Below are 12,091 nucleotides of genomic sequence, written 5' to 3'. Positions count from 1 at the left end.
TTCTGGTCCTCTATTTTAGTGATTCGCACATCAAACAGAGGCCATTCATCTGTCTGAATTACCTGATGAGACATCTCTGCCCGTTTTTCATCCAATGCCTTTTCTTTTTCTGTCACTTCCAATTGTCGGATATCCGTCACGTCAATATGATACTGGGGAGTATTCTCCAGTATGCGCTGCATACCATCCGGCTGGATAATAACACGCATCATCCCATGCCTCTGTATCAACAGATTCCATGCCGTCTCTGCGCACTCAGTATCAAGGCCGTCTGCATCCAGTTCAAAATAACAGTGCGTTGCAACATTCCCCAATTCATACAATCCGCTTCTGCCAAGCCAGTAAGCATACTGCACATCGGTTAATGGGAACGGATGATATGCTTCCTCCAGATTCGGTTTGATCTGCAGTGTATCTTCTTCTTTCTGTTCGGACTGTTCAATAGCTTTTGCCAGAGATTTTACGGTCAGATTTTCAAAAATCGTGCTGATCGTTATTTTGCAGCCGAAGGTTTTCTGTACTTCCGAGATCAACCTTGTGGCAATCAGCGAGTCTCCCCCAAGGCTAAAATAATTATCTTCAATTCCGATATTTTCATATCCAAATAATTGTTTCCAGATATCTAAAAGCTTTTCTTCTGTTTCTGTCGTTGCCTTTGAAAATCGGATAACCGCAGTTTCTTCTTTAAAATCTTCCCGCAATTGCTTCCTGTTAATCTTCCCATTGGACAATGTTGGGAGCTGCTCCATGAAATGATAATTCTGTGGAACCATATACTCCGGCAGTTTTTCTGACAGATATTCCCTTAGTGCTCCATTATGATAGGACAGGACAGACGCCTGCTGTCTGCTGCAGCATATACATCTTCCATATCTCTCTGTCACAGCACAGTCTTCGCCCAATCCTGCCTCTGATAAACATTCTCTCCACAGCAGGCAATCCGGGGTAACCAGCCCTGCTTCTTTTCTCTTGTCCCGAATATCCGCAAAACCATTTTCCAAAAAAGCCGCTGTAAGTTCCTGAAGGTATGTCCTTACCACAAGGTCAGTCATCAGCAATATTCCGTTTGGCTTCAGTAATTCCGCTACTTTCTTTACCGCATCCGCAGCATCAATATTTCTATGTAAAGCATTTACCGATATCACAATGTCATAACTATGCAAGGACATCTGCTGCTTATCCATGCCTTCTTCCAGATTCAGCATCTCAAACTCGACTCTCTCATATCCCGCAAGTTCTTTCTCTGCTTCCTGCAGAAAATATTTTGAAGAATCCGCATAAGTATAAGCCACGCTTACATCTTCCAGTGCATTCAAAAACTGTCTTGTAATTGCAGTGTCCCTTGTACCAATTTCTATAATCTGGAGTGGCTCTTTTCTGCGTTCTTCTGCCAGAAGCCTTAATCCCTGCACCAGTCTTTCCACTGTTTCCTCGCAGCCCGGAATCCTCCGAAGCAGCATATTCGGAGCCAAAGCCGGCTCTTTCTGGTAAAATACGTCCAGCGGAACTTCATTCCCAGTAACCATATGCTTCAGATACGGCTTCAGTTTATTAAAATACGTTTCCGTATCTCCAGCTTTTTCCGGTACAGCCACTTCCTTCCCGGTACGCGATAGTCTGCCGTCCTCTTCTCTCAGGATTCCTTCCTTCTTTAAAATTTCCAACCATCTTGCCACAGTATTCTTCTGTGTTTCCGTAATGCTCCCTTTTTCAAAAATTTCCTTCTGCGAAAGAACTTCCTTCTCTGATACAAAAATGCCTAACTCTATGAGTGTCTCCAGCATAAGCTGTACACATCTCTGGTCTGCATAGGCAAGGAAATTTTTGTATGCTGTCTTCCGTTCCTGCTGCATCTGCCAATTGCTGACATCATCCTTCAGTTCTTTCCAGCCCCCGCCAAAGATATCTGTGCCGTACAAATACGTTGTAACTTTAGAATCTTCCTGTATCGGCGCTCCGATATAAGCAGCCAGCGTTTTATTGCCATGACCATCACTAACTGTATCAACAACTGCATGAGCCACACCCGGAAACTCCTGAATCGCATGTTCAATTTCTCCCAATTCAATCCTGTGTCCACGGATCTTTACCTGATGATCTTTTCTTCCCAAAAATTCAATTATCTCATCATCCCAGATTCTTCCGAGATCACCGGTCCGATACCATCTTCCATACTGATCTGTGATAAATTTCTGCCCCGTAAGCGCAGAATCTCCCCTATATCCTTTTGCTACACCAAAACCGCCAATCCAGAGTTCGCCTTCTGCCCAGTAAGGGCAATCCCTTCCATACTCATCCACAACACGATATGCCTGATATCTGAGTGGCTTTCCATAGGGAATAGATTTCCAGTTTTTCGGCATCGGCAGGGTAACATTCTGATAATTGGACCAGATACTTGCCTCTGTAGCTCCTCCCATAGCGACAAACTGGCAATCCTCTGTCCATGCCGCAACCCTCTGCGGGAGATCCATCCCAATCCAATCTCCGGAAAGCATAACCGCCCTGATCGGCAGTTTCTGTTTCATGGATTCCGCCCGTATCAAAAGCATATCCAGAAGCACCGGCACTGAATTCCAAACGGTAATCTGATATTTCAACACTTGTTCCAGCCAGTAATCCGCATTCCTTCTCTCCTGCTCTGGAAGCAATACCAATGTTCCTCCTGCGCCTAAAATTCCAAAAACATCATATACCGACAGGTCAAAATCCATAGCTGATACAGCCAGCGCCCGATCTGCACTTGTCACATGGTACTTTTCATTAATATCCTGAACCGTATTCCATGCGCTTTCATGCGCAATCTCTACACCCTTCGGAACACCTGTAGAGCCTGACGTCATGATGATATAGGCGCTGTCCTTCGGCGACACCTCTGGCAGTCTCACATTTTCCTGTCCCTCTTCCATACCTTCCATCACAAGGATTTCCGTACCTTCCGGCCAGTCCAGTTTTTCGGATAATTCCCGATTCGTGACCACATAGCGGACTCCCGTCTTCTCATGGATTAACGCTCTCCGATCTTTAGGCTGGCTTAAGCTGACCGGAAGGTATGAATTTCCGGAAAGCAAAATTCCTAATGCCGACTCGATCTGTTCTATCCCGCGCGGCAGGGTAAGTGCAACCGGGACGCCCTTAATATCCTTTTCTGAAATTCCTGCCGCCACTGCTGTTGCCCGTGCTTTTAATTCCCCATAGGATACCGATCTTCCGCTTCCCGCATCAATAAGCGCAATATCTTCCGGGCAAACTTCCGCATGGTTCATAACAGCCCAATGCAGGCATTCCACACGCTCCGGCACTCCTGTACGCGCTGTATCTTCAATTTCTCTTTTTCTTTTTTCAGGAAGCACATCAAATCTCTGATTCCAGTCCTTCTTTCCCAATTCATGCAGAAGAATCTCAAAACTCTCCAACATATCCGGGATCATATTCTCCGGGAATAACTCATCCACGCTGTCCCATGTAAGCTGTACGCCATTTTCATCTTCATAACTCTGAAAATCATTCCACACCTGCGGCGTCTGGGAAATCATATAGGAAAACTGCCCCAGTTCATTCCGGAACGTATCATTTACCAACGGCGTTCCCAGATTGCAGGCAAAAACAACCGGCGCCACTGCCGATGCGTCACCACACATCTGCGCAATGTCTCTCTGTACTTGCACGCCGGAATATGCCGTATACTTCATATCCTCATGAAGCTGCTTCTGAATCCTGTCCAACAATTCCGCAAAAGTCGGATTTTCTTCGCAGTTAATCTCCAGCAATAACAGAGTAGTAAAATCTGCTATTACTTCCTCTAACCCCTGCTGCTCTGTTTTCCGGTTAAAAAACGGAATGTTAATAAGGAAACAATGATTCCTGCTCCATCGTTCCAGAACCACCGCATATGCAGTAAGAAGAACCATTGCCGGAGTTGTCTGGTATTTTTTTGCCCGCATTTGCAAATGATCCCATTCTTCCTTTTCGATTCTCACAATCCTGCGGTTGAACACCGTTTTTTCCACTTCTTGCGGACGTTTTGCCAATGGAAGGTCAGGGCCTTTTGGCAAATGCTCTAAACGATTCTTCCAGTATTTTTCTGCGTTTTTCCGTTCCTCCCCTTCTTCCTGTTTCTGCCGTTCTAGATAGGAAGCAAAATTCCACCCTTTTGATTCTTTCGGCAGGTTTTCCCCTCGGTAAGCAGATGCCAAATCCCTCAATAATATCTGCAGACTCTGTACATCAGCAACCAAAAGTGCCATGTCCACATGAAGGCGTGCCTTATTTTCAGGAAAAAGCGTAAGCTCTATTCCTGCTACTTCGCCTTCCTCAATCTTTAACTTCCGATGGGATAAACGTTCTCTGACAGATACTGCCATTGCCTCTGCTTCCTCAGATGACATCCGGGAAAAATCATGAACCTTTATTTTTTCACAATACGGCTTATCCAGGATTTTCTGTGTTCCATCATCCAAAAAGCAGGCGCGCAGCATAGGATGATGATACTGCAGTACATTCCATGCTTTTTCCAGACGCTCCGGATCTATATTTCCCCCATCAAACTCTAAATACGCATGACAGTCTATTCCTCCAAGAGCCTGTTCTTCATCCCTGCCAACCCAATATGCATACTGTACGTCTGTTAAAGGAAACGGCTGTTTCATATCCTTTTCCGGCGTTATCTTAGATTCTTGCGCCCGTTTTTTGCCCGCTTTTTTCTTCATGCTGCGCTGGATCAGCGCCCACCAGCCTTCAAGGGTAGGATTTTCCATCAATGAACCGAATGAAACCTTAACCCCCTGTTTTCTCCACTGGTTTACCAGACGCATGATTGTCAGGGATGAAAGCCCAAGCTCCAGCAGATTTTCGGAATCCCCCAAATCTCTGGCTACCGGCAGCTTTTGTTTGATCTGTTCCTTTATCTCTATATATTCCATGATTCTGTCTCCTTCTATTTTTCCTGCGCCATACGTTCTAATGCTTTCTTATCTATTTTTCCTACGCTGGTCAGCGGCCATGTCTCTACCCGTTCTATCTGATCCGGCATTTTATACGCCGCAACGCCTATTTCCCGCAGGAACCTGTGTATTTCCTGCAAATCGATCCCGGTTTCATCATCGGTCACAAGGAATGCACATATCCGGTTTCCAAGGGTTTCATCCGTAACGCCGACAACGGCTGCCTCTTTGATTTTCGAATGCCTGCAAAGATAAGCTTCAATCTCTGAAGGCATGATCTTTTCTCCGGCGCGGTTAATCTGCTCTTTGATCCTCCCGCCCAAACGTAACCTTCCGTCTTTCGTCCACATAGCTTTATCGCCCGTCCGGTAAAATCCGTCCGACGTAAAGCTCTTTTTATTCGCTTCCTCCGCCATATAATAACCATCAATCGTATACGGGCCTCTGGATAATAATTCCCCAAAAACTCCTTCCGGTACGGCCTTATCTTCTTCATCCACAATCTTCACTTCATCCGCAGGAGACACCGGAGTTCCCTGGCATCTTGCGATCAGGGAACCTTCATCCTCCGGGCTAGTAAAGGACAGTAGCCCCTCCGCCGTACCAAATACCTGCATCAGTTTACACGGCCATTCTTCAATGATCTTATCCGCAAGGGAATCTTCCAGCATTGCGCCGCCCACCTGCAAAATCCGCAGGCTGGATATATCATAATCTTCATCCCATTCCAGCATTTCCATGCACACAGTAACCATAGCAGGAACCAATGCCGTTATCGTGACACCTTCCTCTGTAATTGCGTCAAGGATATCATCCGGGCTGGTCGCAGACGCAAGCACAACTTTTCCTCCCACGTCCAGCGTGCCTAAAAGCCCCGGGCAGCATAACGGGAAATTATGAGCTACCGGAAGAGACGCCAGATAAACGTCACTGCTATCCAGACGGCATCTCTTCGCGGACATGCGGGCATTATACATATAATCCGTATGGGTGCGCGGAATCAGTTTCGGAACCCCTGTCGTCCCGCCGGACAGCAAAAGCACCGCCGTTTCATACCCATCCACAGCCGGAAATGCTCCATTTTCTCCATACGTTTCCGCAATCATTCCACTGATATCCCCGGATTCGCTATCTACAAATATATGCCGGATACATGAATATTTCTCTTTCATCGCATTTGCCATCGGCACATATGAAAATCCCAGATATTTCTCCACCACAATATAAGCGGCCGGCTTTGCCAGTTCAATAATTCCTTCCAGTTCCGCCTCCCTGTGGGCCGGCAGCATCATGATTGGCACCGCCCCAATCTTGGAAAGCGCAAAAAACACGATCACAAAAGAAATCCTGTTCGGAAGCTGCACAAGCACTTTGTCTCCCTTTAAAATCCCTTTACGCAGAAAAGCTGCCGCAAGACAATCTGCTTTTTGCTTTAATTCCATATAACTGATCTCGTCTTCACTGTCCGTGACCGCAATTCTTTCTCCATATTTTTCCGCCCACCTATCAAGCTGTTCTCCAAATCCACATCTCTCCCAGCCTTCCAGATTCTCATATTTGCTCATATCTTTCTTATAACCCATTTTATCTGTCTCCTTTCTTATGCGCCGCCACATACGCAGCATATCCTTTGATCCTGACCGGATACAGAAACCAGTCCTGATCTTTCTTATCTTTTTCTGCAATTTTCTCGTTTCTGACAGAGAAGAAATCCATTCCTCTTCCTAATCCAATTCCAAGCGCCTTTACATATGCCTCTTTCGCCGCCCAGTACTGAAAAAACAGATCCGGTCCTTCATTTTTTACATCTTCCGCTTCTTCTGCAGTATAAAAATTTTCCGCTATCTCCCTATAGTCCGGGCACTCTGCCATCTCCTGCACATCTACTCCGATATCCATTCCGACAGCGAATACCGCCAGTATGAATTCACCCGAGTGCGAAATGTTAAAATCCACTGTCCGCTTTCCCGCAATCTTTTTATGATAAGGCTTACCCAGTTCATTGACAGAAAAATCAATCGTTTCCATATCTAAGTATCTTTTTAAGAGGATCCGCACGACAACCTTCCCGGCTATATAACGCATCCTGTCTTCAGGAAAACGGAATCTTCCGGCTTGCTCCAATTCCTGCCCACTCAGGATATATTCATGGTTCTTCCAGAAATCTGTCATTTCAGGCCAGCGGATACACCATATATGTATCTCATTTTCACGGATATAAAGTTTGTCTGCTGACAGAAATTCCTTTTCTCCGTATCGTTTAATCTCCATTTTTCATTCTCTAAAGCAGTCTCATGACCTCACTTATTACTTCGTCTTCACAATCCCTCAGATAAAAATGTCCTCCCGGAAATATCCGGTAGTTAAAATCATTGTCCGTATACTTTCCCCATTCCAAGATCGCACTCTCATCCGCTTCGTCGTCCTTTTCTCCGCCAAATGCAGAGATAGGTGTATGCAGCACTACTCCCGCTTTATCATAATACGTTTCATCCATGGTAAAATCCGCCCGCAGCATAGGCAGAAAGAAATCCAACAATTCCTGATTCTCTAGTATCTCTTTTGGCGTCCCTTCAAATCTTCCCAGTTCCCTCTTAAACGCTTCATCCGGAAGATGATAGATTGGATTTGGCTCCGGAATACTAGGAACCCGGCTGCCGGAAATAAACAGACATTTTGCAGTATATCCCGCTGCCTCCAACCGTTTTTCCAGCTCATAAGAGATCTTCCCACCCATACTGTGTCCCCATAAGGCATACGGTCCGTACACAACCTTTCTTACAGCCTCTTCCAGGTCATCTAACATAACCGACATATCTATATACGGTTTCTCCATGATCTGTTCTTCCCTTCCCGGAAGCTGAACTGGACATACCGTTACTTTCCCCTGCATCTTTTTCGCCCACTGGTTATAAGCAGAAGCACCGCCTCCCGCAAATGGCAGACAAAACAAGGTTATTTTCTCTTTACTAATATTTTCCGTATTTTTTATCAATTTCATATTCACTTTTATATTCCTCTGGCATAATGTTCTTTTTCTCTCTGTTTACCATCATTTTGTAATATGTTTTTCTCAATCACTTCTTATTTCTACCTGTAATTAGTTACATCTAACTCTTTGTCAAAAAAATTTTTGATCCATCCCAATATCAAACCGGACGCCAAAACAATATGCGCTACCATAATCCCGTTTACGATCAGGGAATATCCAATCACAGAAAAAACACCTGCTATCGCGCATTCAATAACTAAAATTACCCTCGCGCGCATCCCATAAACTTTTTTCTCTTTCGCATCCAACTTCTTGCTGCTGGCATCTACCGGCGCCATGATAAATATAACGCCAACTGCGACAAACCATATGATCCGCATTTGCCATATTACAGCCGGAGCAGACGCCAGATACAGACTGCATAGAAGGACAAGGATACCGGAAACAGCCATGCAGCCCCCTGCCTTTTCCAAATGAATCCCTCCGGCATACTGCCTTAAAACAGTAAAGGGCAATAAAAAGACTATCATCTCCATCCAATTCCCCGTTATGATGCCAAGTATGACGATGATAAGGTATATTACCACCCTGCCCAGCAGTACGCCGTAAGCATATTCATACAGCCTGCGGTCTTTCTCTTCAAGAATCCCATTCCTGCTTTGTAGTTCAAAAAGCCGGCCAGCCATTTTTTTCCACACTAGAATTTCCTCATTTTCTTAACTTCTTCCGGCTCATCTTCCTGATAGTACAGCCAGTTGCACGCCAGATTTGCCGTATACGCCGTCAAGCAGAGTGCAAGACAGTTTACAGCTCCAAGCAGTTTGATTCCCAGGTTTTTTCTGATTATTTTTTTCATAGTTACAAAGCCTCCTTTTTTCCGAAAGTTTACACAAAAATCGCCCTCTTTTCAATTACCGTGGCAAAAACGGTAACTTTTTGGGCGATTTTTGCACGTCCTTATTTGATTGTAAAGATCAGCTTAACAGAGAACTCCCGTTCTCCTGCCTCCACTCGCATAATTCCCGCATACTTTTTAACCAGTTTTCCAACCGTGTGCAGTCCGATCCCGTGACTGTCCGCGTCTCTTTTGGTGCTTATGTACCTGTCCTTGTCCTTTAACAGAGGGACGACATACCCATTGCAAAATTCCATGACAAGGAAATGCCCCGCATTTCCCATATACATCCTGCATTCCACATATCTGCCATCTTCTGTCTTTTCTGCCGCTTCCAGTGCGTTATCCAAAAGATTCCCTACGATCGAGATCAAATCCAACTCTTCCAGAAAATCCAGTCTGAGATCATTACCCAGGGTAATCCTATAGGATATATCCTTAGATTCTGCAAGAAATTTTCTTTCACATAGGATGCTGTTCAAGATCGGATGCTCACAATATACACTTTTTTGAAGATTCTGAATCCGGACGCCTAAATGTTCCATGATGTCCTTAACCTCTTGATTCTCTCCTTCTTCTATCAAGCCGGCTACTGTACAGATAAATTTATTTATATCGTGTAAGAATGCTCTGTTATCCTCATTAACCTTATTCATATACTGCAGATTGGCAATCTCCGCCCTGCTTTTCTGGTATAGCCGGTCCATCTTCTTCACTTCTTCTGATTTTTCTACAAACCTGTCAAATACTGTGAAAATGAAGATATTCGTCATTAACAGAAGCGAAGCTCCTACCGGAACCATGACCCTGTTCATTCCTTCAAAAGAAGTGTGCGAATAAAACATACATCCTAACATAACGATCGTTGCGGTTGGCAGCATGAGCAGCACTGTAAATGTTTTATTTTCAATCGTCAGATAATCCCTTTTCCTTGTTACCTGATTAATGCATTTAATAAACAGAAATGTCATGGTACTCATCAGCAGGAGTGCTAATGTCTTTTCTGTTTCAGTCCTGAAGCCCTCGGACGCACCAGTCACGCCATATGCATTCGTAAGTGCCGCAAAGAGAAATTCGGGAATAATTGCCAGCACATAATAGCAGCATACCGTAACCAGCTTCTTCCATATATTTCCCCGGAACACAACCATAGACGCAATCATATAGATTACCGGAATCATTACCATATTAAGTATTGAGGATTCCAGGCGGTTGGTTCCGAACATTGCCAGTGCTGCGATACAATATACGAGAAATTTTTCCCAGAATCTTTCTCTTCTGTATGGGAGTATGTTCTTTTCCAAGTCCTCCAACAGATACATCTGAAGAAGACAAATCAAATAATCTCTTATTATCATACCATGCCGTTCCTTTCCCCAAGAAATGTTATCAGTGCGTCGGCAAACTGTCCTTTTCTCGACCTCGAAACATTCAACTGGATTCCAAACGGCAGCAACGCAACGTTCTTTTCCAATCCTTCCACTTTTGCCAAATTCACAATATAGCTGTTGTGTGCATACTCAAATCCCCTTCCGGCCAGACACTCATACAGATCACTTAAAGATTCCTTGCAATGCATCTCTTCTATCTTTCCCTGTCTGGCAATGTATATCGTACAGCCCCTTTTCGCCAGACAGATATATAAAATGTCTTCCGTATGGATGCGCATTATCCTTCCCGCCGATGTAACTGTCACGGAAGAATCTCCACAGCACAATTTCACTTTTAATAAAATCATAGGTATTTCCTTTTTCAGACTTCTGTCATGCAGATCCTTCATGATGTACCGGAACGGTTGTCCAACATTAATGCTGTCAGGAGTCGGTTCAAAACAGCCGGAGCAGAACACCAATATCGCTGCTTCATTATATTCCCTCAGCTTCAGTACTGTTTTATTTCCATCCAATCCAGGCATACGCATATCCATAAAAATCAGATCATGCAAAATATCCGCATCTTCCAATAATTCTTTTCCTGATTCATATTCATAAAACCGTATCTCATTCGAAGACAGAATCCCTTCCGTTTCTATGACCGTCTTTATTTTCTCCCTGTATTCTTTATCATCGTCGCAAATTGCTATTTTACACATATTCATCCTCCAGTGTTAGTTTCTTCTAACCCTTTCCCATAAAAAAACCATCTTGCAGAATCTGAATCCTAAGATTATTTGCCTGTTCCTATAACTCCGGTTCCAAATCTGCAAAGATGGGATCTTCAAAAAATTCCTGTATTGTAATATCCAATCCATCGCATATCTTTTTAATTGTAACTACGCCAGCATTCCTGCTTTGTCCATACAAAATATTTTTCAGTGTTGAAGGCGGGACGCCTGAGCGCACCGCCGCTTCATTCACTGTGATATCTTTCTGCTTAATCAGATCGTTTAACCGATATATGACCGCTGTTTTTATATCCACGGTATCGACCACCTTTTTTTCTTCTATTTTATATAAATCGGCTTTAAAAGGTCGCCCATATATAGTCTTTTTGATCTATGCACGATATTTTTTTAACAGTTTTTCTTATTCTAGCAGAAATCCGCTAAATTTCTATATTTTATTAGATACATGAAACCCTGTGAGAACATTTCTGATCCTACGCAGGGTTTTCCACTTTGTTATAAAATTTTTATATTTTGCAGTATGCTGGATCGGAGTTATCATTCAACTTTCCTTCTGCTGCCGATTGTAAAAACATATTTTTACGAATAAATATTCAGCAGTTCTTCCGGAGAAAGCAGTGTAATCCAAAAGGAAAGAAAATCCTTTTTATTCCTTGTCACAATCGCATCACACTGATTCTCCTTCGTACAAGTTGCAAGTAGGCAGTCTTCAAAATCAGATACTCTCTGCAAATAAGCAGGCAGCACATCTTCGTTCGTCACTGTCAGCACTTTTGCTATGTCCAAAACGGAGCCAAGTGCCTTTCTATAAATTTATACCGTTCTTACATCCCGATCAGCTCCTCTCTCCAGCTCATCTTTTCCCTGCTTTTCTTGGATTTTTCTCTTATTGATTTCCAGTCGTTCATGAATAGATGGCTTCTTTGCCTTCGTAGTTGCTTTATTCTTTTCTGTTTGCATACTCGAAACTACCTTTTTCACAGCTTTGTCATTATCCCCTTTTGTCACATTCGCTGCTCTTGACGCTTCTACTCTGCTGTCCTGCTTTTCTGCAACCTGCCGTTCCTGCTTTTCCTGCACACTTTTTTCTTCCAGACTGCAAAAGCTCTGCAAATATGGCAGCACATGGTTCTGCA

Annotated in this window: 10 protein-coding genes and 1 pseudogene; all 11 read right to left on the bottom strand. The window is 43.9% G+C overall.

What is annotated here, in order from left to right:
- A partial coding sequence (locus tag WMO75_RS17175) for a non-ribosomal peptide synthetase (RefSeq protein WP_349078584.1) occupies positions 1 to 4,922 on the bottom strand: 4,922 nt, incomplete at its 3' end.
- Positions 4,923 to 4,936: 14 nt separating this feature from the next.
- On the bottom strand, positions 4,937 to 6,526 hold the full coding sequence (locus WMO75_RS17170) for a (2,3-dihydroxybenzoyl)adenylate synthase (RefSeq protein ID WP_227589480.1): 1,590 nt from the start codon (positions 6,524 to 6,526) through the stop codon (positions 4,937 to 4,939).
- 1 nt (position 6,527) lies between these two features.
- Entirely contained in the window at positions 6,528 to 7,214 is a 687-nt protein-coding gene (locus WMO75_RS17165; protein WP_117457266.1) for a 4'-phosphopantetheinyl transferase family protein, read from the bottom strand.
- A gap of 10 nt (positions 7,215 to 7,224) precedes the next feature.
- Entirely contained in the window at positions 7,225 to 7,944 is a 720-nt protein-coding gene (locus WMO75_RS17160; protein WP_179961961.1) for a thioesterase II family protein, read from the bottom strand.
- A gap of 89 nt (positions 7,945 to 8,033) precedes the next feature.
- Positions 8,034 to 8,633 carry an accessory gene regulator ArgB-like protein gene (locus WMO75_RS17155; RefSeq protein ID WP_055650139.1) on the bottom strand — a complete coding sequence of 200 codons (600 nt, stop codon included), beginning with the start codon at positions 8,631 to 8,633 and terminating at the stop codon, positions 8,034 to 8,036.
- On the bottom strand, positions 8,633 to 8,791 hold the full coding sequence (locus tag WMO75_RS17150) for a cyclic lactone autoinducer peptide (RefSeq protein WP_005344225.1): 159 nt from the start codon (positions 8,789 to 8,791) through the stop codon (positions 8,633 to 8,635). Before WMO75_RS17150 ends, WMO75_RS17155 begins: the two co-directional genes overlap by 1 nt.
- Before the next feature lie 101 nt (positions 8,792 to 8,892).
- The gene (locus tag WMO75_RS17145; protein WP_227233615.1) at positions 8,893 to 10,134 is read right to left on the bottom strand and encodes a sensor histidine kinase; all 1,242 of its coding nucleotides are present in this window, start codon (positions 10,132 to 10,134) and stop codon (positions 8,893 to 8,895) included.
- Between the two features lie 50 nt (positions 10,135 to 10,184).
- The gene (locus WMO75_RS17140) at positions 10,185 to 10,922 is read right to left on the bottom strand and encodes a LytR/AlgR family response regulator transcription factor (RefSeq protein ID WP_008688094.1); all 738 of its coding nucleotides are present in this window, start codon (positions 10,920 to 10,922) and stop codon (positions 10,185 to 10,187) included.
- An 88-nt stretch (positions 10,923 to 11,010) separates the two neighbouring features.
- Complete coding sequence (locus WMO75_RS17135; RefSeq protein ID WP_008688092.1) at positions 11,011 to 11,250, bottom strand: helix-turn-helix domain-containing protein; 240 nt, start codon at positions 11,248 to 11,250, stop codon at positions 11,011 to 11,013.
- Between the two features lie 284 nt (positions 11,251 to 11,534).
- The gene (locus WMO75_RS20025; protein WP_024728263.1) at positions 11,535 to 11,741 is read right to left on the bottom strand and encodes a PIN domain-containing protein; all 207 of its coding nucleotides are present in this window, start codon (positions 11,739 to 11,741) and stop codon (positions 11,535 to 11,537) included.
- Between the two features lie 27 nt (positions 11,742 to 11,768).
- Positions 11,769 to 12,091, bottom strand: a pseudogene (locus tag WMO75_RS17130) (YodL domain-containing protein); the annotation flags it as partial.

This window comes from Blautia intestinihominis, assembly GCF_040096655.1.
Classification (GTDB): Bacteria; Bacillota; Clostridia; order Lachnospirales; family Lachnospiraceae; genus Blautia_A; species Blautia_A intestinihominis.
Note: the sequence above shows the minus strand (reverse complement) of the source record. Positions and strands in the feature narration are given on the sequence as shown.

Coding starts and splice junctions, on each gene's coding strand:
- WMO75_RS17140 (WP_008688094.1), bottom strand. CDS start 10,922: ATGTGTAAAATAGCAATTTGCGACGATGATAAAGAATACAGGGAGAAA.
- WMO75_RS17160 (WP_179961961.1), bottom strand. CDS start 7,944: ATGAAATTGATAAAAAATACGGAAAATATTAGTAAAGAGAAAATAACC.
- WMO75_RS17150 (WP_005344225.1), bottom strand. CDS start 8,791: ATGAAAAAAATAATCAGAAAAAACCTGGGAATCAAACTGCTTGGAGCT.
- WMO75_RS17165 (WP_117457266.1), bottom strand. CDS start 7,214: ATGGAGATTAAACGATACGGAGAAAAGGAATTTCTGTCAGCAGACAAA.
- WMO75_RS17170 (WP_227589480.1), bottom strand. CDS start 6,526: ATGGGTTATAAGAAAGATATGAGCAAATATGAGAATCTGGAAGGCTGG.